18 protein-coding genes are annotated in these 22,836 nt (G+C 42.5%); 9 read left to right on the top strand and 9 right to left on the bottom strand.

The window, feature by feature from the left end; genetic code table 11:
• Positions 1-14: 14 nt before the first annotated feature.
• The 3 genes from R8O70_RS13645 (at position 15) to yegS (ending at position 2,429) form a co-directional block, all read left to right on the top strand.
• Complete coding sequence (locus R8O70_RS13645) at positions 15-440, top strand: bifunctional diaminohydroxyphosphoribosylaminopyrimidine deaminase/5-amino-6-(5-phosphoribosylamino)uracil reductase RibD (protein ID WP_132937209.1); 426 nt, start codon at positions 15-17, stop codon at positions 438-440.
• Between the two features lie 172 nt (positions 441-612).
• Complete coding sequence (locus R8O70_RS13640; RefSeq protein WP_053349403.1) at positions 613-1,518, top strand: LysR family transcriptional regulator; 906 nt, start codon at positions 613-615, stop codon at positions 1,516-1,518.
• 8 nt (positions 1,519-1,526) lie between these two features.
• Positions 1,527-2,429 carry a lipid kinase YegS gene (yegS, locus tag R8O70_RS13635; protein WP_318184211.1) on the top strand — a complete coding sequence of 301 codons (903 nt, stop codon included), beginning with the start codon at positions 1,527-1,529 and terminating at the stop codon, positions 2,427-2,429.
• An 80-nt stretch (positions 2,430-2,509) separates the two neighbouring features.
• On the opposite strand, the gene R8O70_RS13630 is transcribed toward yegS, so the two are convergent.
• From R8O70_RS13630 to R8O70_RS13615, 4 genes are all read right to left on the bottom strand, one after another.
• On the bottom strand, positions 2,510-2,845 hold the full coding sequence (locus R8O70_RS13630) for a YgiW/YdeI family stress tolerance OB fold protein (RefSeq protein ID WP_042520734.1): 336 nt from the start codon (positions 2,843-2,845) through the stop codon (positions 2,510-2,512).
• Between the two features lie 15 nt (positions 2,846-2,860).
• Complete coding sequence (locus R8O70_RS13625) at positions 2,861-3,508, bottom strand: AcfA family outer membrane beta-barrel protein (protein WP_042520735.1); 648 nt, start codon at positions 3,506-3,508, stop codon at positions 2,861-2,863.
• Between the two features lie 165 nt (positions 3,509-3,673).
• Positions 3,674-5,287 (bottom strand): VRR-NUC domain-containing protein, encoded by a 1,614-nt coding sequence (locus tag R8O70_RS13620; protein ID WP_053307626.1) that lies wholly within the window; start codon positions 5,285-5,287, stop codon positions 3,674-3,676.
• Positions 5,288-5,354: 67 nt separating this feature from the next.
• Complete coding sequence (locus R8O70_RS13615; RefSeq protein ID WP_017635352.1) at positions 5,355-6,587, bottom strand: OFA family MFS transporter; 1,233 nt, start codon at positions 6,585-6,587, stop codon at positions 5,355-5,357.
• 576 nt (positions 6,588-7,163) lie between these two features.
• Between R8O70_RS13615 and R8O70_RS13610 the strand changes: the two genes are divergently transcribed.
• Positions 7,164-7,520: a hypothetical protein gene (locus R8O70_RS13610; RefSeq protein WP_005376535.1), complete on the top strand. Its 357-nt coding sequence runs from the start codon at positions 7,164-7,166 to the stop codon at positions 7,518-7,520.
• 103 nt (positions 7,521-7,623) lie between these two features.
• Here R8O70_RS13610 and dcuC read toward each other — a convergent pair whose 3' ends face one another.
• Together dcuC and R8O70_RS13600 are read right to left on the bottom strand one after the other, a co-directional pair.
• Positions 7,624-8,991, bottom strand: coding sequence for an anaerobic C4-dicarboxylate transporter DcuC (gene dcuC / locus R8O70_RS13605; protein WP_005376528.1), 1,368 nt, complete (start codon positions 8,989-8,991; stop codon positions 7,624-7,626).
• Between the two features lie 359 nt (positions 8,992-9,350).
• On the bottom strand, positions 9,351-10,475 hold the full coding sequence (locus R8O70_RS13600) for an acyl-CoA desaturase (RefSeq protein ID WP_104976143.1): 1,125 nt from the start codon (positions 10,473-10,475) through the stop codon (positions 9,351-9,353).
• A gap of 271 nt (positions 10,476-10,746) precedes the next feature.
• Here R8O70_RS13600 and R8O70_RS13595 point away from each other — a divergent pair, with 271 nt between their 5' ends.
• Positions 10,747-11,295: a GNAT family N-acetyltransferase gene (locus R8O70_RS13595; RefSeq protein ID WP_005376525.1), complete on the top strand. Its 549-nt coding sequence runs from the start codon at positions 10,747-10,749 to the stop codon at positions 11,293-11,295.
• An 89-nt stretch (positions 11,296-11,384) separates the two neighbouring features.
• Here R8O70_RS13595 and R8O70_RS13590 read toward each other — a convergent pair whose 3' ends face one another.
• On the bottom strand, positions 11,385-12,002 hold the full coding sequence (locus tag R8O70_RS13590; protein WP_017635351.1) for an HAD family hydrolase: 618 nt from the start codon (positions 12,000-12,002) through the stop codon (positions 11,385-11,387).
• Positions 12,003-12,365: 363 nt separating this feature from the next.
• Between R8O70_RS13590 and R8O70_RS13585 the strand changes: the two genes are divergently transcribed.
• Complete coding sequence (locus tag R8O70_RS13585; protein ID WP_053303516.1) at positions 12,366-14,411, top strand: response regulator; 2,046 nt, start codon at positions 12,366-12,368, stop codon at positions 14,409-14,411.
• Positions 14,412-14,514: 103 nt separating this feature from the next.
• On the opposite strand, the gene cqsA is transcribed toward R8O70_RS13585, so the two are convergent.
• Together cqsA and ylqF are read right to left on the bottom strand one after the other, a co-directional pair.
• Positions 14,515-15,696 (bottom strand): alpha-hydroxyketone-type quorum-sensing autoinducer synthase, encoded by a 1,182-nt coding sequence (gene cqsA, locus R8O70_RS13580; protein ID WP_017635350.1) that lies wholly within the window; start codon positions 15,694-15,696, stop codon positions 14,515-14,517.
• A 335-nt stretch (positions 15,697-16,031) separates the two neighbouring features.
• A complete protein-coding gene (gene ylqF, locus R8O70_RS13575; protein WP_005376521.1) occupies positions 16,032-16,976 on the bottom strand; it encodes a ribosome biogenesis GTPase YlqF in 945 nt (314 codons plus the stop codon).
• 447 nt (positions 16,977-17,423) lie between these two features.
• On the opposite strand from ylqF, the gene R8O70_RS13570 reads away from it, so the two are divergent.
• Genes R8O70_RS13570 through R8O70_RS13560 form a run of 3 tightly spaced genes read left to right on the top strand, consistent with a single transcriptional unit; the run spans position 17,424 to position 22,828 of the window.
• Positions 17,424-21,089: an ATP-binding protein gene (locus R8O70_RS13570; protein ID WP_318184210.1), complete on the top strand. Its 3,666-nt coding sequence runs from the start codon at positions 17,424-17,426 to the stop codon at positions 21,087-21,089.
• A complete protein-coding gene (locus tag R8O70_RS13565; protein ID WP_017821555.1) occupies positions 21,073-22,239 on the top strand; it encodes an EAL domain-containing protein in 1,167 nt (388 codons plus the stop codon). Before R8O70_RS13570 ends, R8O70_RS13565 begins: the two co-directional genes overlap by 17 nt.
• Entirely contained in the window at positions 22,232-22,828 is a 597-nt protein-coding gene (locus tag R8O70_RS13560; RefSeq protein ID WP_017635347.1) for a response regulator transcription factor, read from the top strand. Before R8O70_RS13565 ends, R8O70_RS13560 begins: the two co-directional genes overlap by 8 nt.
• Positions 22,829-22,836: the final 8 nt, after the last annotated feature.

Below are 22,836 nucleotides of genomic sequence, written 5' to 3'. Positions count from 1 at the left end.
AGAATAGAGTTCAAATGAGCCAAGAGTTTATGCGCCGCGCATTGGAAGTGTCCAAAAATGCGCTTCCTGAATGTCAACCCAACCCGCCGGTTGGCTGCGTGTTAGTGAGAGACAATCAAATCGTTTCTGAAGGTCATACTCAAGCGATTGGTGGCAATCACGCGGAAGTGGAAGCGCTGAATGCGTATCAAGGCTCGTTAGAATCGGTGACGGCATACGTTACGCTGGAACCGTGTTCGTTTGTTGGTCGCACGCCAGCTTGCGCGGTGACATTAGTCAAATCCGGCATAAGCAAAGTCGTCGTAGCCATATTGGACCCCGACCCGCGCAACAGTGGTCGAGGTATCGAGATTCTAAAACAAGCAGGTATAGAGGTAGAAACGGGTTTGTGCGGCGAGGAAGTCAGCGAGTTTCTTACCCCTTACCTAGGCAAAGCCTAAGTCAAGCTTTACGTTGCACTATGGTGCCAGTTTATGTGGTGAATGAAGTGCGTCAAAATTGAGTTAAAACTCATTAAAACAAGCGATACCGCCCATTTATTGCACTTGGCTACGTGAAGGATCATGCTGTTAGATTAAAATAGAGAAAGTGACTTTTGAAAAATTTAATAGCATGAAACCGACCGACCTTAATCTTATTCCCATTTTCACTGCCATCTATGAAGAGCGTAACTTGTCTCGGGCGGCGGCGCGTTTAAACATCACCCAGCCTGCGGTGAGTAAAGCGCTAGCAAGGCTACGTGATATCTACGATGATCCATTGTTTCATCGTTGCGTTAAAGGTGTCGAGCCTACCTCGTTTGCGATGGATATTTATCCTGCTCTTCTAGCTTCAGTACAAAATTTCACTTCGACATTATCGGCCTCTAGTGAGTTTGACCCTAAAGTGTCGAATAGAGTGTTTTCTATTGCCTGTGTGTCCGTTGCGAGCTTTGAGTTGCTACCTCAAGTCATGAAACAAATCCGTGTGTCGGCGCCAAATGTTGCATTAGAAGTACATCCGCTTTTTACGGAAGATTTTGAAAGTGATCTGCGGTTACAACGATACGATTTGATCATTGATATCACACCAAGAGCAAGAACGGTGCTAAAACTGGAAACTGTACTTACGGAGCGTTTGGTGGTGGTATGTAGCGAAACGCATCCACGCCTGAATGACGAGATTACGGCTGAACAATTTTTTGAAGAAGAACACGTAGTGGTTTCGCAGTGGCAGAGTCGTAAGAGCTTGTTAAACGCCGATGACATTGTCGACTTGGATAAGAGAAAGATTAAGTATCGAGCCTCAGGCGTACTAGAAATGCTCCCAATTATTTGTGGTAGTGAATACATTGGTTTAATGCCAGAGTCGATGATCAACTTGTTCAATAACACCTATCATGTTAAATCTTTATCAATGCCATTTGATGAACAAATGTATGAGCTTTGCACAATCTGGCATCCTAGTCGCACAAACGACAGCGCCCATCAATGGTTGCGTTCACAGATTAAGCAAGCAGGAAAAGTCATCAACCAATAGGAAGTGCAATGAAAAAGACAATACGTGCCATCCTTAACGGAAAAAAAGCTGGGAATCCAGAGTTAAGAGATGCAATCATGAAAATGAGAGAAAAAGGCATCGACGTACAGGTGCGTGTGACGTGGGAATCTCAAGACGTGCCGCGGCTAGTGAAAGAAGCGGTTGATGAAGGCATTGAACGTATTGTTGTCGCTGGAGGCGATGGAACCGTCAATGAGGCGGCTTCTGCGGTTATTCAAATTGACGAAGAAAAACGCCCTGAGTTAGCCATTATTCCCCTTGGTACCGCCAATGACTTTGCTACCGCTATTCAAGTACCTAATTCCATTAAGGCGTCTTTATCTCTTGCTGTTGAGGGGCAGTCCGCCTTGGTCGATTGCGTCAAAGCGAACGATCGCTGCTTTATTAACGTGGCAACAGCAGGGTTTGGCGCAGAAGTTACAGCAGAAACGCCTGTTGAACTCAAAAACTTTCTTGGCGGTGGAGCTTACACGCTAACTGGTGTTGTAAAAGCACTTGGCTTTAAACCATATGACGGAACAATAACGATTGAAGGTGGTGCGTATCAGGGAGAAATGTTGCTCGGTGCGTTTTGTAATGGGCGCCTTGCTGGAGGTGGGCAAGAGTTAGCTCCAAAAGCGATGATTAATGATGGGCTGATGGATCTAACATTGGTGCGCCCATTTTTACCTCATGAGCTGCCTAAAGTAATCGACGAGATCAATAACCCGAGTGAGAAAGGAGAGTTTGTGAAGTACACAAGAGCAAGCTGGTTGGAGATAGACTTCCCGAATCCATTACCTCTTAATTTAGATGGAGAACCCTATCATTCGAGAACCATTAGATTTGATGTTCAGCCTAAGAGTATACGATTAGTCGTACCGCAAGATTGTCCTTGCTTGACTAGCTAAACGAGCGTTCTCCATGATTATTGCTTAACACAGCCACTAAAATGTGGCTGTGTTGCTTGTGTTGAGGTATCGTCAACTTCTTAACGTTTTTGAATGGTCTCAACGTCTATCTGCGTAGTTGTCCAATCTGCGTCAACCTCTCCTCGAATCATTACGGTATCTTTTGGTGTCACTTCTTGACCCATCCAATCTTCGTTGTCGATCTCTACTTCGATCTCACCAGTGTTGTCTTTGAACAAGTAAGTCTCGTTACCAAATGATTGAACAATATGCCCGGTTAGCACTACAGCGCTGTCGTCGGTTGCGTTGCGCGCCTCTTTCACCGTATTGATTGCACTGACTTCTGGACCATTAAACGCGGCGAAAACCGAGCTTGAAAGTAGGGCAAGCATGGATGTTAACAATACTCTTTTCATTATCATCTCCTTATATTAGAAGTAATAAGTTGTGCCTACGTTAAAGGATGCAGTGTTCGCGTATCGGTCTAGTTGATATTTTGCGTTTACACCTATGGTGAGCTGCGGGAAAATTCTGTATTCCGCACCCACTGAGAACATTGCGCCTAGCTCGTTGTTTTTCTCCGAGCTATGGAAAAGCGTGTTGCTTATTTCCACATCGTCATTCGCGACAAGCTCATATTCTTGATGTTGAGCAACCTTGGCGTCGTATTGCGTGTAAGTTAAACCCGCTTTGAATTTTGTTGTCCATTTATCACTTAATGCATAGCTAAACACTGGTGCTAGCGAGACTTGTTTGGCTGTGATAGAGGAATCCCAATCCATTTCATGATGGTAATCTTTGCCATCAATTGTCTTGATACCAAGGTTCTTAGAACGGCCGTCATCAAGGTCAAACTGGCTGTAACCCAGTTCCAATGCCCAGTTGTCATTAAATGCGTAACCGACAAAGCCTGAGAAAATACCATCCTCAAGTTCTGGGTTGAGTGTTACGTTGTCAGTTGAAAAGTGAGGTTCCAAATCATGGTCAGTGGTGCCTAGTCCATATTCCAGACCTACATAAGGAGCCGCAGATACCGAAACTGAGCAGGTAACAAGTAACGCAAGAAGTGTTTTGTTCATTTTATTTTGCCTCTTCAAATCAACTTAGTGAGTAGAAGCGCATTTTGTGTGAAGAAGCGTGAAGCGATCGTGAAGAAACGAAAAAATGTTTAGAAAAAAGAGCAAGGGGCGATAACCGAGGGGCGGTTTGAGTGAACAAACACCAAGCTCTTTATATAGAGTAAGTTAAGTTGCTGCGACGTAACACACCGCAAACGGGACATTAAGGCGAGTAAACTCTTTGATCCAACGCCATTGGTTATCCTGGAGTTTATCGCCAGGGCCTTTCACTTCAATCCACTCGAACTCGTTTTCTTTAAAAGCAATGAGATCCGGCATCCCATTACGGTAAAGCTTAAGGTCGCTCAATTGTATTTTGAACAGCGCCATCAGCATATTGGTTGGGATAGTGTTGAGTGCTGTTTCGAGTAGCTCTTTACTTATTAAGTTCCAATGTACAAATGGATTACTGATGCCAAACTTCTCATCGTATTTTGTCAATAACATCTGGGTGTTGCCCGCTTCTAGTTCGGCAAAAGCGGTGTCTATCAAAGCTTGGCGCTTGGTAACAAAATCCGAGTGATATAAATCTAAAGGACGGTGTTGATAAGCGTTAATGAATGCCCCTTCAATAGGAGCAAAAATCGCATCCCAAAAAGTGAGACCAAGTAATGCATTAAGCAGTGCATTTTCGGCGTAAAATACAGTCCAGCCTAAGGACTCAAAATACGCTTTGCTGGCGAGTTCGACTCTCTGTTGAGATAAATCCAGTTCAAGGCGGTATTCCGTACAGGTTGGCTTCGTCACTCTTGGCACTTTCTCGCCTTGTTTTCGTTTTAACCGTTGCTCAAGTTTTTGTGCAACTTCGAGCTCAGACACATCGATCGGTGAGTTAAGCATATCTGTGACAATGTCACAAAATAAATCATCATGGTTTAATTTGTCATAGATACGTGCGCGTCGTTCTCGGCTCGGTGTGAGTTGAGTTTGGCCAAATAGAGATAGGGCGGTCTCTAGATCATTAAGCCGTTCGTAATCACGTGCTATGTCATTCAACATGTGCTCGCGTTTACGATCTACGTAACGGTGTTTAACGGGCTGAGGCATTGCCTCAATTAATAAGTCGAGATTGGCTTTGTCTTTTCGGTCAAATTGCCAGTACAGGTTGGCCAACTGGCTCAGTTCAATTAAGCGGTCTATTTGCTCACGTGAATCAAAGAAACGGCGCACTTTACTCAATTGATATTGCTCGAACTGATGCAAACCTAAGTCATCAAGCACAAACTGACTTAAGTCTTGATGGGTGTTGGCAAAAAACAGAGTGAGTAACACGTCGATCATATGAGCAGAATTGAGTTTGACGATCGTAAACTCAAGCCGCTCTATACGATCAAATTCCGTATTACTCAAATGTTCGACAAGGGCGTCTTTCTTGAGTGATTTCGGCAGTTCGGGATAAAGCGCGGAGATTTCTGGTTTGGTCAGTAAATTAGCCGCTAACTCTTGATGAGAAAGGGGTGGGGAAAGGGCTACAAACTCATGCTGACTCAATTCTGCCAGTGCTTCATTGATAGAAGGTATTTCTTGATAACTCAGCTTATCACTTCGAAACCAACATCCCTTTCGGCTGTATAAACGCACCAAAAGGCACTGGGCGTGTTTGCTCAAAGAATCAAACGAGCAAAGCCATGCGTGTTCTTCCTTGGTCAGTAAATCGCTGTACCAAGTTATTGCGTGATGAGTCAGCTTGAAGAAGTTCTCTAGATAGTAGTCTGGTGCAAGTTCGATAGGGCTTTCCATAAACGACCGATAACAAAAAAGGCTTAACCCATAGGTTAAGCCTTTTCGCTATCAAATCAATTCGCAATTATGCGTTTTTTAGCTGTGCTACTTTCGCTTCAGACAATGGCTTAGTGATGAACGCTAGTACGATACATACTGCCATCATTGCTGAAGAAATGGTGTAAGCCAAGGTGTAGCCGTCGCCATTTGTCATCGAGAAACCAACAACCGCTGCGCCGATTGCACCACCGATACCCCATGCTGTGTAAAGCACGCCGTAGTTAGTGCCGTAGTTTTTCAGACCGTAGAACTCAGCCGTTAGAGTAGGGAATACCGCTAGAAGTGTGCCGTAACCTACCGCTGCGATTGCTGTACCGATGATCAGTGTAAACTCAGAGTCGAACGTCGCGAACAGCACCATGTTTACGCCTTGTAGAACGAACGCGAGTAGAAGCGTACGAACACCGCCGATTTTATCTGCAAGCATACCCGCGGCAACACGACCGCCAGAGTTAAATACAGCAAGAATAGACGCTAGGTAAACCGCGTTTGGCAAGTTTGCTTGAACGCTTGCGATTGTCGTGATGTTACCAATGATCATTAGACCAACAGAAGCTGCAAACGCGTACATGATCCATAGAGAGTAGAACTGTGGCGTTTTCAACATTGCTTTCCAAGTTAAGTCATCTGACTTTTTCACCGCTTTAGGTGCTTGGCCTTCTTTTACTTTAGGCTCCGCAGGTGTGTAGTCTGCTGGTGGGTTGTTGATGGTTGCTGCAAGAGGAACCGCAATCGCTAGGATACCAACACCAAGAACCATAAAGCTAGTTTGAATGCCCATGCTGTCTATTAGCGCAGAAGTTACTGGCGCAAGGTAAATAGCCGCTAGACCAAAACCTGCCGCAATAATGCCGTTAACCATACCTTTCTTCGAAGCGTGGAACCACTTCATCGCAGAAGGTGATAGGCATGCGTAACCAAAACCGATACCTGCACCTGTGATCACACCGAAGGTAATGTTCAGCATGAGTGGAGTGTCAACAAAGCCAGACGCGATCATGCCCAGACCTGTAAGAACAGTACCTAGGATAAGGATCATTCGAGGGCCCATGCGGTCTTGGAGAATACCTGCAATAAGAAGACAGATAGAGAAAGTGATGGTTGCAGTTGCGTAAGGTGCAGAAGCTTCTGCAGCACTCCAGCCTGATTCAGTTACCAGTGCCTTGTTGAATACACTCCAAGCATACAGGATGCCAAGACAAAGGTTGATACAGAACCCTGCTAACAGGATGCGCATAGCTTTATCAATCTTGCTCATTTTTATTCTCAGTTTTTCCTCTTATTGGCAATGCCGCAAAGAAGGTTGGTTTAAAGATGTTTTTTCTCAAAATTAGTTTGCGTTTTTCAACGTTTAACGCAATGAGCGCGGATTATAACCAATAAATATGTGATTGGAATCTCTTTTTACGGTTACTGATAAAATAATTTGCAACATTAAAAGTGGATGTGAATTCATGGTTTTGTATGTAGTAAGAACGTTGTAAAAAAGTGACATTTTTTGTTCACTAATAACGAATGATGAGTCAAGAGAGAGAGGTTTTACGCTGTTGAGTGCACAGTTCACATTTCAAATAAAAAATTTCTAAATGTTTCCATGTTAACCATCTGTAACAAAAATGGCGAATTTATCATCTGACTGTCGTAAGTATCAGATGCAAAGGGTTTCTTAATTCTTAATTGTTAACCTTTTGTAATAATTGAAGCTGATTAGCTTTTATGTACATTAAGTGAGCAAAAAAGTAACTTGTAATTGCTGATTTTAGGCGCAGAATATAGTGAAAAATGAGTTTTCATTTATGAAGGGATGCTTTTTAGATTTGTTGTGAGGTGACTTATGAAACTGTTCCTATTACTCATGGCTTCGGTATCCGCTGGTATCGCATCAGCAGACCACATCCATTCATTTATGTTGGGCTTATCTATTGCTTCTTTAGCGGTAGGTAGCTGTTATTTCTTCGCATTTCGCAGCTCGCGCTTTCCACAGCTTGCTTTATTCCTACTCATTTGCGGTATGCTTTCTAAGTTGACGATAACCGTAGTCGGTGTGATGTGGGGAATGTCCGCGGAATTAATCACGTCTCCAATCGTATTCGCACTTTCATATTTATTCTTTTCGCTTGCCGTTACCTACTTATGGTTTAGCTACAGAGAGAGCATCACTAAGATTCCTGACCGATTTAAGTCAGCGTAAATCAACACATTAGAATAAAAAAAACGCCAGCACATTTGCTGGCGTTTTTAATTAAACGTAATTTTGTTCGGATATTGCTTTTAGTTTGATCGTGGCAATACCGTTAGGCACTCATTGGAACAAGCACCATAGTACCAATAATCACCGTGATAAGGCCTGCTAGAACTGGAACGGATGTGCGTTTTACAACCTCAAACGGGCTGATGTTTGCCATACCTGATGTCGCAACGATTACGCCAGATACTGGTGAGATAGTACGGCCTAGGTTTGATGCTTGAAGCATCGGGATAATTAGGAAAGCAGGGTTTAATCCCATTTTCGCAGCCAAAGATGGTGCTAACTCCACGAACGCATAAAAAGGCGCGTTACCCGAACCCGTTGCAATTGCTGCTGCAACTGTCAATGCAGTTAGAATAAGCATTAAAGCAACGCCGCCTGCACCAGCATTATCTGCTAGATGAAGTAGGTTATCGATAGCTCCGATAGACATCAGACCTTGTGCAAAAACCCCTGCGGCAACCAAAAGCATCACAACGCCTTTGAACGCGTCAGCCATGCCTGCGTAACAAGAATCTAAATCTTCTAGTGATTTCTTACCATCGAACTTATTTACAACATAATGGATCAGAGCTCCAAGGAAAATCGAACCAACCACAATAGTGTAGATGTCTAGACTAAGTCCTGGAATGGTACGACCGTTGAATAGGAAAACGCCGATGATAGGTAGAAAAGGAAGAGCTGCATAAAACGCTGGTGCGTCAGCTTTGATCTCTGATACATCAATTTTTTCCATTGGTGTATTTTCTTTCTTATCTAAGTATTTGTTCCAGAAGAACGCTGCCGCTGCCATGACAATGATTGCGCAAATAGAAACAGGCAACACAGTTTGTACCGCAAACACATCAAGCTCTAAACCAGACTTTTCTGCTGCGATAACAACATCACCAGAAGTAGGAGAAAGGATGATTGCCGCTGGAGAGGCACACACTGCAACGGCTGCTGGACGAGAAATGCCCATCGCGACCATCATTGGGAATAATGTCGCCATTAATAGTACGCCAAGGCCTGTTGCAGAACTTACCGCAAGAGACATTAAACACGCCACAATGTAAGCCGCTACCAAAAGGACGTAAGGAGACTTGATGACAGAAAGCGGTTTAGAGAACTGTTTCACTACCACGTTGTTCGCGCCGATATGAGTCATGTATGACGCAAAACCACAAAGCAGCATGATTTGCATACCAAGACCGCCACCGCGGTATTGAAGCATGTATTTCACGTATTCAAGCGCATCTGTCACCATGTTACCAGTTGAGGTGATTTTTGACGGCAGCACGTCGTGCCCCAAAACGCCAGTCATAAGAAGTAAAGCAATACCAGCTGTCAGTAACACGCCTGCAGCTTTATAGCCTTTGACAATAAAGTAACCCACCGCAATGGTAACCACTAAGCCAATTAAGAGCTCTAACATAGGGATCTCCGAATGTTATGTAAAAAAGAAAGAAACTGTTTCAGTTTATGACAAGGAATTTACAGAATTCTTAGCTGTGGCACGAGACAAATATGGGGCTTGCATGATCTGAGACAAATAATAATTTAATAAATAATTTCGTTAGATTGTATTGTTGGAATTTGGTTTTCTAAGTGTTATGTGCTGGTTTGAAGCTATTTATAGGAAGGAAAATATGACTAGGAAAGTGAATGAATAATGAGTGAATTGATTCACAATAGGAAAAAGACTTTACTCAATAAGCAATTATTGGAAAACACTCTTCACAACAAAAAAGCTTCGCCGAAGCGAAGCTAAGTAATCGTAAGAATGAGGATAAACTATGCGTATCGACGAACCATAAGGTTCCAACTACGCTGCTGCCGTTCGAACTCTGCTTTAATTTGCTGATACTTCATTTTTGTTACAGAACATTCGTATTTTTTTACCACACTGGCAGTTTTGGCACCGAGTACTTCTTTGCGCATCTCGTAGTATTCCTGCATGTGATGAACTAAAGTATCAAACTCTTGCTGTAGCTGATCGAGGATCGTTTGCGTGTTCGGTTTCGATTCTAGCTTTTCTCTTGCTTTCTTCAAAAGTTGACTCGCACGGGCTTTTTCAATTCTAAATGTAGGCGTTGTGCGCAACTTAGATGTGAGTCCTAGCCAAGAACATGACTTTATCAACCACTTCGTTGGGTCGTAATGCCACCAATACACGCCATTGCGATAGTCATTCTCGAAAATATGATGGAAATTATGGTAACCCTCTCCAAATGTGAAAAAGGCGAGTACACCATTATCGCGAGCAGTGTTTTTGTCTGTGAAAGTTTGCTTACCCCAAATATGTGCGAGGGAGTTAATGAAAAAAGTTGTATGGTGACTCATAAAGAGTCGAGCTGCACCAACGACCAATAACATCCCCCAGATATCACCGTATATCAGTCCTAGTATTACTGGGAAACCAATATTAGTCAGTAGGGCAAGTGGAACATAATACTTATGCTGCCACATGACGATTTTATCGCGCTTTAGGTCACGGCAGTTTGTATATTCGTTTTCCTTTGATTTATTGTAATCACGTAACATCCACCCAATGTGAGAATACCAAAAACCCCGCTTGGCTGAGTACGGATCTTTATCGTTATTGTCGACATGTTTGTGATGCACACGATGATCAGAAGACCAATGTAATGCACTATTTTGCAAAGAAAATGCTCCTCCAATCGCAAAAATGGCGCGCAAAATAGGATGAGCTTCGTATGTTTTGTGGCTCCAGAGACGATGATAGCCTGCTGTAATAGAAAGGTTAGTAAAACTAAATGCAATCACTCCCCAAATTAGATGTTCCCAACCCAGTCCAAAATGATATGCATACCAAGGCATTACAATAAAAGTTAGAACAAAACTGGCAGAAAATATTAATGTATTCAACCAGATAACAGGTGGTTTGTTTTGAGTCACAGGTGTATCCCTAACTTTGAGCTAACAACTGTTCGCCAGAATATCAGCGTACACATGTAAGTCAAATTAAAGTTAGACAAATGTGACTATTCCTTTGGGTGTAGATTAAGGAACTTGATGGGATATTTTGCTTTTAATTGAATAATGAGTAGTATTAAAAAATGAGCTCTGGCTTAAGGTGTATAAAATCTGCCAAGAAACAAGTGTTATAAAGGTGGAATATACCGAGACTCTATAAAGAAGCAAAAATGTAAGAAAATAGGAATACGTAATGGATTTACGATTAGCGGAATATAAGGACTACGAGCGCATTGCGCATCTTCATGCGGATAGCTGGAAGCGTCATTACCGTGGCATTCTTAGTGATAACTATCTTGAGAAAGAAGCGATTGACGACAAACTACTGATTTGGCAAACCCGTTTGACCAACCCACCATTCAATCAGCACATTGTCTTGGCGGAGGAGGGAGGTTTGCTACTTGGCTTTGTTTGTGTGTTCGGCAACCATGATTTCGAGCGTGGAACCTTTATTGACGCATTGCATGTTGATGACAGTTACCGTGGTCGTGGGATTGGTAAGCAGCTATTACTTGCTGTCGCAGAATGGCAACAGCAGTACTTTAAAGACACAGGTCTTTATTTAGAAGTTGTGTCGCAAAACATTTCTGCGATTGAATTCTATCGCCACATTGGTGGTCAAGAGGATCAAGAGCGAACTTGGCGCGCACCTGATGGCAAAGAGGTGTTAGAAAAAGTATTCCGTTGGAAGAACGCCCAGTCATTAGTTAGTGGGATTGAGGAAAACGTGATTTACTCCTAACCTAGCGTTCTAAAACATTAGATAAGAGCAGTCTCAACACTGCTCTTTTTTGTTTATGCACCCTAACGTTATGTTTTATTGAAAGCTTTCTAGAAGTTAACCCCCATGGCTTTTAGTTCGAGCTCACATTGCTGAGCATTTTCAAACTGAATAGCAGCCATGCCAACTGCTCGGGCACCTTCAACATTGTAAGGCATGTCATCAAGAAATACTGTCTCTTCGGGGTTAAGCTGATACTTTGAAAGTAGAGTTTGGTAGATCTCCGCTTGTGGTTTTAGTAATTGAACTTCAGAAGAGATGATTGCTCCATCAAACAGTGGCCAAAACTCATAGGTAGTACGAAGATGTTCCACAATTTCGTTGATGTTGTCTGTGAGCGCATATACGCCATATCCGGCTCTTTTTACTCGTTTTAACAGCTCTATACTGCCGTAAAGTAATATTTGAGTGTGTTTTACATAATAAAAGAAGCGGTCCATTTCTTCCGTCGTTACTTGGTGTTCACGTTGATAACGCTGTTTTGCTTCCCTTTCGGAGATCGTCCCTTTATTTAAATCTTTCCAGATTTGTGATGAAAATAGCATCTGAGCCATTTTCTCTGATTCTACGGAACCACCAAATGTTAAGCGAACGATTTCTACTGGAGACCAGCGTACCAACACATTACCTACATCAAAAATGACATTTTTTATCTGGACAGAATTCATAACACACCCCAAGCCAATTGTTCTTCACCACGCTATATGCGGTGAGTACTGTTTTTGAATCGTTGGAAAGTCGTGCCAAAGGCGCGACTTAAGTTTCTTGCACAAAATGAGATTAACATCCAATTGGATACAGAGCGATTATCGCAAAATTACACTAAACTATATGCAACTTTGTTTATTTGGTTGTAAATCAAGTGTAGCTGTCTTAAAAGATTGAAACTAAAGATAAGTATTGCGAGCTGTTTACGTCATTTCGCGCTGCTTATAAATGATGATTAATATATAATTAGTTAATAATAAAATGATAAAAGTGAATCAAAATCACATTGTTGTGCGTCAGGCGGAGTAAGCAAAACAGATTATATGGACTCGATACGTAAGGTTTATCAATATGCAGAACCAAACCTAACTCTCGTTGGCTGGATGGGGTTTCTTGGCTTTCCGCTGTACTACTTTGTCTGGGAGTTTGCCTTTCCACAGGCTTATGAAAATTTACCTCTTAGATTGTTTTGCTCGTTATTGTTTTTCGGCATCATTTTTAGAAACCGCTTATCATCGACTTGGAGAGATTATGTTCCTATTTACTACCAAGTGACGATAACGCTGTGCTTACCGTTTTTCTTTTTTTATATGTTACTGATGAATGACTGGTCCAATGTATGGGTTATGTCGTTTATGTCTGCAATTTTCTTACACATTTTACTGGTTCATGTTACTAGGGTCATGTTTGCTCAAACCTTTGCTGGGATAGGTTTAGCAACATTCTTCGCTTGGGTTGCAAAAGGGTTCCATCTTGACTTGACCATGGATTGGACTCATGTGCCAATCTTTCTGTTTATTTATGTCTTCGGTAATTTGTTCTATTTTCGTAACCAAGTTGAACATGAAGCGAAAGTCTCGCTGGCAAAATCATTCGGGGCAGGGATTGCACATGAAATGCGTAACCCGTTGAGTGGGCTTTGCACTTCAATAGATGTTATCCAGTCGATCTTGCCCAACATGAAAGAGGCAGGAAAAGAGCAGTACGTCATGAGTGTAGAAGATGTCACCTTATTACGTGAAGTGAGTCAGGATGCAATGAACATTATCCAATCGGGTAATGAAACCATCGATTTATTGCTGACTTCGATTGATGAAAATCGAGTTTCTCGTTCTAGCTTCAAAAAATATTCAGCTCACTCGGTCGTTGAACAGGCAATTGAAAGCTTCAGTTATAAACGTGCCACTGATCGATTTGCCATATCGTTGGATGCGAGAAGTGAGTTTGAGTTTCTAGGTAGTGATACGCTGCTTAAATACGTTATGTATAATCTTTTCAAGAATGCCTTCCATCACCGTAAATCTGAAGATTTTCACATACATGTATCCATGATAAGTTCAGAACGCTTTAATCAAATTGTTGTAACCGATAATGGTGCTGGTATTGCTCCTGATGTTCTACGCAATATCTTTCAAGACTTTTACACCACCGGCAAATCAGGAAGTTATGGTTTGGGCCTACCGTTTTGTAAAAAAGTCATGCGTTCATTTGGGGGGAACATTGAGTGTCAATCTCAGTTAGGGGAGTGGTCTCAATTTACGTTAACTTTCCCACTAACGACATCTGATACCGTTACTGAAATCAAAAACGATCTGACTAAACTCAAAACCATTCTAACGGTGACTAGCCAAGATATCTTGGTGTCTAAAGTAACAGATATTAGCCGTTTTATGGGCTTTGACTCGACAATTTTAGATGTCAACCAAGTACTCAAAAAGAAAGAGTACGAGTTCGAATTCGATCTGATTTTTATCGATCTTGAGAGCTTAGATCCAAGAGCAAACCAATTGGATAGATTAGAATCTCTCTTGTCTTTCACTGAAGCACGCATCGTTTATCTTTTTGAGCATCATCCGACTCAGAGAGCACGTAAGGCTGCATATGAACCTATTTGGATCGAAACGCAAGCCTGGTTATTGAATACTAAACCAACTATTGAGCGTCTCTTATATGATTCAAGCTATGTATCGACACCAACGGCCTCGGTGACGTTAGATAATTCAAATAAGCGCACAATTATGGTCGTTGATGATAATGAATCTTTGCGTAAATTCACGGCAATGTTACTTGAAAAGCAAGGCTTTGAAGTGATTCAGAAAGAAGACGGGCAGCAGGCTCTGGATACACTAGAGCAAGAAGATGTTGATCTCATTCTGATGGATATCGAAATGCCAATTATGGATGGTGTAGAAGCGTCTAGGCGAATTCGAAGCTCGGATAAAAACTATGCGTCGGTACCTATTATTGCACATACAGGGGATAGTTCACCTGTCACGTTGGACAAAATTGGGTCTTCGGGTATGTCTGACTTCATCGTAAAACCGGCGGATAAAAATCGTTTGTTCGATAAAATCGCAAACTGGATCTAATCATTCGCGACTTGTTTTCTTGAGGCGAGTTGCTCACAACGAATAATACGAATAAAGAGCTCAGCAAAACTGTTGAGCTCTTTAGTTTTATCTACACACTAACTTACACAAACTCTAAGTCAGGGTGTGCAAATGCTTGTTGGCAGACAGTGAGTACATGATCAACTTCAGCAGCTGTCATGTCTGCATTGACTGAAAAACGGATGATGTTTTTGTTCCTTCCAGTTGCAGGGCGGCAAAACACTGCGCCGTAAACATTTCGCTCTTCGAGAAAGTCGCGGACTCGCTCAGTGTTTCTCTCGTTACCACATTCTAATGCGATAATTTGTGATTCACTGCGAATAGTAAATCCAATGCGTTTTAAACCAACGGCTAAAGACTTGGCTCTTTCAAACAGAATATCTCGCTTATCATCTGATTTTCTTATGACGTCCAGTGTTTTCTCTAGCCGAATGATCTCTTGCGGTAATACGGTAGAACTAAATATTGCAGGGTACGCCACAAATGGAAGCGTCTTCGCCAGTTTTTCTGGGCCTAAAATCGCGCCAGCACGATAAGCAAATGTCTTGGCAAGACTAACGGTAATAAAATCTACCTTATGAGTTAAGCCAAGACCCTGCAGTATCCCCGCACCTTGTGGACCGTGTGTACCTAAAGAGTGTGATTCATCTACAACCAGGCCGCAGTCAAACTCCTGTGCTATTTCGTAGATATCACGTAGAGGAGCGATGGTCCCGATAGTGCTGTAAACCGAATCCACAACAATGATCCCTGAACCGTGACGTGAAATCTGTTTTCTTAGGTGACTGGTGTTGTTATGCATGAACGGATGAATTTGTGCTCCGGCAATACGTGCGCCTTCCCACAAAGACATATGTGCAAAGAAATCAATGTACACAGGTATGTTCGGTGCACAAATAGTCTGCAATAAACCGACATTCGCAGCCCAACCAGATTGAGAAAGTAGACAACTAGGCATACCAACGAAACTGGCTAGTTGCGTTTCAAATACAGGTTTCGATTCATCGTCTTGTAAGAAAATCGCGGACATCACGACGTTGTCATCGTGCTGGGAAATCGCATCACGATGCGCGTTTTGAATCTCCTTATTATGAGACAGTGCAAGGTAATCATTGCTTTGCAGGACAACGGCATTACACGGTGGGCGTTTACCAAGAACAAGGTGTTTTTTGTTCTCATTCGGTTCGATTAGATCTTGAATATAAAAATCTAGGCGTTCCTCGATAAAGGAGGGAAGTGGTTTGCTTTGTATAGTTTCACTCATAATAAATCTCTTCTTCATATGGAAAAACGCCAGCGCTGACACTTATTCATATTGCGGATTTTGGGGAGAGTGTCACTAACCAGGTTGCATAAGTTTGCAGACCCTTGCAAACTCGACATTTGAGGGTTGGATGGTGGCTGTAACTCTATAGGGGCCCGGTGTCTAAACTAGTTTGTGCTTAAAGTTTATACGGCGATTTTGCGGTGTTTTTTTGTGCTTCATATCTGGATTTTGGATGAGGAATGTAAAGTTTGAAAAGTGAAAAAATGGGCGCATTAGATAACAAAAAAGGCGCGAAAATCGCGCCTTGAAACATGAGTAGATAAGAGACAAGCTTATCGCTTATTACGTAAATAGCGCTTACGACGCTCTTCTTTACGTTTCGCTTTCTCTTCTTCTTTACGGGCGGTTTCAATCTCGACTTCAATCAGCTCTTGAGTGATCATTTCTGGGCGTTCTAATGTAATTTGGCCCAAAGTGCCTTGACGAAGTTCGTGCAATAAGATCTCTGATACTTTGTGCAAGTCAACACGTCCACCTGCACGTAGTGCACCGCGGCGACGACCAATTTCTTCCATGATCTCGATATCTGATTCTGGAAGCTCTTCAATTTGATAACGCTCTTTAAGCTTGTCTGCATAATGAGCTGCTAGGTATTCAATGGTATAGAATGCGACTTCGTCATATTCCATCGCTGTATCTTTTACCGCGCCAGTAGCCGCAAGGCGGAAGCCACTGTGTGGATTTTCCACTTTTGGCCATAAAATTCCTGGAGTATCAGATAATACGATGCCATTTTGCAGGTTGATACGTTGTTGACGACGTGTAACCGCGGGTTGGTTACCTGTTACAGCGATTGTTCGACCTGCGAGGGTGTTAATGATCGTCGACTTTCCAACGTTTGGGATGCCCATGATCATGGTGCGAATGTTTTTACCAATTTCTTCTCGGTGTGGGGCAAGTTTGCGGCAAAGCTCCATGATTCGATGCACTTCTTGTGGTTCAGAAGTCGTGATCGCCATTGCTTTTACATGTTGCTCTTGCTCCAAGTGCTCAATCCACAGTTGAGTTAATTCTGGATCGGCCAAATCACGTTTGTTCAAAACTTTAACGACAGGTTTGTCACCACGGATTTGAGAAATCAAAGGGTTTTCACTACTGAAAGGAATACGAGCATCCAGTACTTCGATGATCACATCCACTTGAGGGATTGCTTCTTCGATCTCTTTACGTGCTTTGTGCATGTGGCCAGGAAACCACTGGATTGAGTTATTAACCATTTGAATTTAATACCTTAATTTTTCTAATGCTCCAGCGGTTGTAAAAGTAGCAATGTGAGTCTTGAGTAATACAATACTAGAACGCATTTTCTAAAACTGTGTTTACTTCAAGCTGCTCGAAACCGCGGAGTTGAGCTTTCTTTCATGTTAATACGCCAGTTTATCATGGAATGATGATGAATCATTCAAGATGAAAGTAAAAAGCTATGGCGTGCAAACCTAAAAGCACACATCCCTTATGTATACCGACTCGCAGTGAATATCCGTCTGGGTGAGAGACCGAACGCAAACACTGTGTAGTCAAAGGTGGATTGTGTTGTCAGATTGTTCTGACGAATTTTGGTTTTTTGGTTTTATATCAAAGCTTTATTTTTATTTCGCTATTGAGCGAAGTTTGACTTTTATCTGACAAAAACTAGTCTGAGCTTCCATTCAGAGGAAGCAGTCATGCTCAGTATTCTTAGAAGTATTACGGTATCGTCCGTCGCCTTAATTTTTTTAGCGAGTTCTTTTTGCTCAACTGCCAAACAGAGTCCTAAACCGAAGGTCATCGTTGGCGTTATTGCGCAAGACGAAGCTAAAGACTCGTTTGACGGTAGAGTTGGTCCTTCGTACGGAATTAGTCTTGAGTATTTGTCTAACATTACTAAAGCTTTGGATTATGAGTTAGAACTTCGGACTTACAAGCATATTCCGTCTTTACTTGCGGATGTCGAAAGCAAGAAGATTGATGGTGCGGTTGGATTTAGTAAAACAGCAGCAAGAGAAAAGCGTTTCTTGTTTTCGATGCCTTTCTTTTCGAGCACTATCGCTGTTTGGTATCGGAATGCCACTTACCGAGATAGTGATGCGCGTGATCTTAAATGGGTGTGTGTTGAGGGCAGTGTGTATTGTGACAACCTCACTGAACGTGGTATCGATAAGATACATTACGTTAAAACACGTTTAGAGGCGTTTAATGAAGTTAAGCGAGGTAAAGCGAACGCGCTGATTTACACTTATGTTGGTATTACCCAATATTTGGATTTGAATGACATTGTAAAAGGGGTTGTCGATATTCCCAGTTGGTTGAAAAACGAAGAGGTGAGTTTTATCGCTTCGTTGGACAAACAGAGTCTGATCGATGACATCAACAAAATCCTTCAGTGGGAGCAAAATGGAAAAAACATTCGCTCCGTCGCCTCGAAAAATCCTTACCATATCAGTGATAAGTTATTGGTAGATTACCGACGTAATCATCAAAACAAACTAGTGATAACTTACAGCAGCAGTGACGAAGCTTATCCGTTTCTCTACCGAGATTCGCAAACGGGCGAGTTAGATGGCTTCTTTCCAGATTTTGTCGACTTATTGCAGTCTCGTACTGGCTTGAGCTTTAAGTATGTGAAGCCGACGTCGAGCCTTTCTAATGGATTAACGGCATTTGATGCCGATATAGTCCCCATCTCTTATGTGGGTGAGCTACCTAAGTCAGATTGGTTGTTCACTAAACCATTCATGCACAGTAATTACGTGGCTATCCAAACGGAGCAGAGCAAGCGCGATAAATCTGCACTGAAAGAAGCGGGTATTCTGCTCACTTTGAAAAAGCAAGGGTTAGTTCATTTGGGCACTTGGCAGCAAGGCCAAGTTGATCATTATGATGATTTGAAAAAGCTGCTTACCGATTTGAAATCGGGCGTTTTGGATGTGGCTTACATTCCTGACGACATCGTTCACAACATGATTGCACAAGATCAAGTCGATGGCTTGGTGATCAATGCGGAGGACGTTTTGACGTTCTCTAATGCATTTGCGGTTGCAAACCACAATACACAACTTCAACACATGTTGAACAGCATCATCGAAACCATTGATTCTAACGAGATCGAAAAACTGCTGCGTTCTCACCGAAGCTTCAAACTGACTTATGGCTATGACGCGGAGCAGATCGCTACATTTGTTGTTGCTGGTTCATTCATATTCTGTCTCATGTTAATTGCGGCGTATTTCATCTTATCTCACATGCGACTTAAAGTGAGGTTAGCCGAATTTAATGCTGACAATGAGGAAGCGGAAAAGCAATGGCTGATGGACATCATCAAAGAGATCAATAGCTTGGTTTTTATCCATAGTGAAAATAACCATATGGAGATGAGCAATTGTGCCAACTACAACAGTAAACAGTGCCAACAATGTAAGTTGAAAAGTGATTCTGCGCACGCTCCTCTGGTGAATAATTTTGATGAACTGACCACTGTTATCGCTGGAAAGCGTATTTCAGAAGAGGTTGCCTCGTCGGGCTGTGAACTTGATATTAAACATGTATATCGAGAACGCAAAGTCATCGCTTCTCCTAGCGGTAAGAACAAGTTTGTACTGACTGTTATTCAAGATATTACCCAGCAAAAAGAACGTGAGCAGGCGTTAATCGATGCGCAAAAAGAAGCGCAAACCGCGGTACGTGCGCGCGAAAACTTTTTGGCAACCATGAGTCACGAATTAAGAACGCCATTGTCGGCAGCACACGGCATCCTCGATTTGCTAAATCGCCAAGTGACGGCAGATTCAAATCGCGAGTTAATTGCCCAAGCCATACGCTCGCTCAATCATTTGAATACGCTAGTAGACGAAGTACTGGATTATTCAAAGTTAGAGGCAGGGCACTTAACCGTCGCCCCAGTTAAGACCGACTTGCTTAAAACCTTGTGCGATGTGTTTCGAAGCTTTGAACCACGAGCGCTTGCGAAAGGTTTGGATTACAAAGTGACAATCAAACCATTTTCGAATGCTTTCATTGAAATCGACGCGCTGCGATTGGTGCAAATTACCACCAATCTACTCTCCAATGCGATGAAATTCACTGCCGAAGGAGAAGTTGGAATCAGTGTCATTCTTCATGAAAAGCAGCTTATTTTGAAAGTGGCGGATTCAGGTATCGGCATGACGGATGACCAACTCGAAGGCATTCTCAATCCTTTTGTTCAAGCGGATGACACTATTACGCGTAAATATGGCGGTACTGGATTGGGGCTAAGCATTGTTGACCGATTGATCGACTGCATGGGCGGCGTGCTCTGCATCGATTCACAATTTGGCTTGGGCACGACGATTACTGTCAGACTGCCAATTGAGCATTGCGACTCTGAGCCAGACGTTTGTTTGAACTGGACGTATAGCGAGAGCTTACCACTTAATATTCGCCAGTGGTGTGACGCGTGGAAAATGCGTCCAGCGACGTTAAAAACAATGGTGGCGAACCTTCACCCTATACACGACAGCGATGCCAGTTTTAATGGCCTAATGCTGCGTGACGAACAAAGGGTACTTGGCAGTCTTACGCTAAGAGAGATTCAATATCCAGATACATTGTTCAATTTGCTCAGCCAAACGCAGCAAGAAACCAAGCTTAGTGACGTAAATCAAGAAGTGGTTTCTTGGGTTCTCGGCACGGTACTGGTCGCAGAAGATAATCCCATTAACCAAAGTGTGATAGCAATGCAGCTTCATGAACTTGGAATCGAACCTGTCATTGTGAATAACGGCCGCGAAGCATGGGAATACATCAACCAAGATGAAAACGTTGTGTTGCTGCTGACCGATTTTCATATGCCAGAAATGGATGGCTATGAGCTTGTTAGGCACGTGAAAAACTCCGAATTTAAAGCAATTCCAATCATCGGTGTGACAGCAGAAGATGCTCGTCTTGCCATTGAGCGCACACAGGATATCGGCATTGATGATGTGCTCTACAAGCCCTATGACCTTAATCAATTAAAAACCGTTTTGATTCCATTTATTGGCGAAAAAGAGAGGGGTAGGCTGCCCGGCTGGATTAAACGGTTCAAAGCACAGGACGCAAAAGAGATTGCGCGCGTGTTTAGTCAATCAATGTCTACAGATATAAAAAACTTAAACGCCGCATCGACTGAGCGAGACAAAAAACGGGTCATTCATGGCATCAAAGGAGCGGTTGGGGCGATAGGGGTAAGCATGCTGACTGAGCTTTGCATTGAGGCAGAACGAGTTACTGCTGCGGAGTTTGACAGGCGAACAGCGGAGCTAATTTTACGAATCGAGCAGGAGATCGAAAACATAAACTATTGGGTAGAGACAAATGAATACACAATTTAATGTGATGGTGATTGATGACCATCCGCTACAAACCACAATACTTACGCAAATATTGGATCGCTATTGCGCGCAAGTCATCCCTTTTAACTGTGTGGATGCCGCTATTCAGAGTGTGCAGGAACAACATTTTGACGTAATTTTTTGTGATATCCAAATGCCCGGAAAAGACGGCATCGATATGATGGAAATGCTCGATAAAGTCCAGTACCAGGGGCAAGTTGTACTGGTCAGTGCAATGGAATTGACCATTATTTCTGCGGTAAGAGCCATGTGCGAGGGATTTAGCTTTGAAGTATTAGGGAAGCTGCCTAAGCCATACGATGAAAATGAAGTCGTTGATTTGTTGGGTAAAATAAAAGATGAAAAAGCGAAACAAGTCAGCTTTGCTCAACCTATTGAAGTGGAAGATCAAGAATTCCTGTTTGCTCTGGCTGAAGGGCGAGTGAAAAATTATTACCAGCCTTTAGTCGATGTGCAAAGTGGGGAAGTGCTTGGGTATGAAGCGCTCGCGCGTTGGAATCATCCTATTTATGGTGTGTTACCCCCTCATTATTTTTTGCCAATTGTAGAGCGTTGCCGCCTTTCTGGAGAGTTGTTTCAAGCTGTATTGAGTAATGTTATCTATGACATGAAACACCGCGGATTGACGCAAAACGTATCCATCAATGTAGACCATGAAAACTTAGAAGATACGGCGTTCTCTCATTACTTTTTACAGCAATGTTTAGAGAGCGAGATTGACCCATCACAAATCACCATTGAAATTACAGAGCGAGATACATTTCAGACTAGCGCGTCCCTGTACAAGAATTTACTCAAGTTGAGGATGAACGGTGTCACTGTCTCAATAGATGATTTTGGCACGGGGTCATCGACGTTTGAAAAACTGGCTCAACTGCCATTCAACGAGTTAAAAATCGATCGTTCGTTTGTACAAGGTGTCGAATGCGACATCAAAAAACGCAACATCGTTGTTGCTATTTGCGCGTTAGCGAAAAGTTTGAATATACGACTGGTCGCGGAAGGTATTGAAGACGAAGTCACATTGCAAGCGATACGTGAGTATGGGATTGATCTTTGCCAAGGCTTCTACATTGATAAACCCATGCCACTAGAAGCCATAACCATACTAAATGAAAGATATGAATAAATTGAATTACTTGATCTTTGACGATCATCCTCTCGTTTGTGTTGCAATCAAGTCGTTGTTGGAAGAGTTAGGCAAAACAAATGGGGTATTTACTGCAACATCAGCGAAGATGGCATTACAAATATTGAAAAAGGAAGAAATTCAACTGTTGATCTTAGATGTGAACTTGGCAGATTGCGATGGGTTTGATTTCTACAAACGTATCAAATCCCATGGTTATGAAGGCAAAGTCATTTTCTTCTCCGCTGAAACTAGCCAAATGTACAGCCAAATGGCTTTTCGTTCTGGCGCTGATGGCTATGTGTGTAAATCGGAAAATCACGACATTCTTAAAGACGCGATAGAAGCGGTAGAGAAGGGGTATACCTTCTTCAAATTTAAGCAAGTTGTTAATAGCGTTCGAGAAATGCCACAACTTTCAAGCAGAGAAAGCGCAGTAATGAAGTATTTATTACAAGGAAAGTCCAATCGAGAAATCGCTTCAGTGCTATCAATAAGTGACAAAACAGTCAGCACATACAAACGTCGTCTATTGGATAAATTTAACGTAAAGAACATTGTTGAGCTAACAAGAGTGGCGGGGGCGTAAGACCGCAT

The sequence above is a fragment of the Vibrio sp. 779(2023) genome (assembly GCF_033344285.1).
Taxonomy (GTDB): Bacteria; Pseudomonadota; Gammaproteobacteria; order Enterobacterales; family Vibrionaceae; genus Vibrio; species Vibrio alginolyticus.
This window is presented reverse-complemented; position numbering and strand designations above follow the sequence as displayed.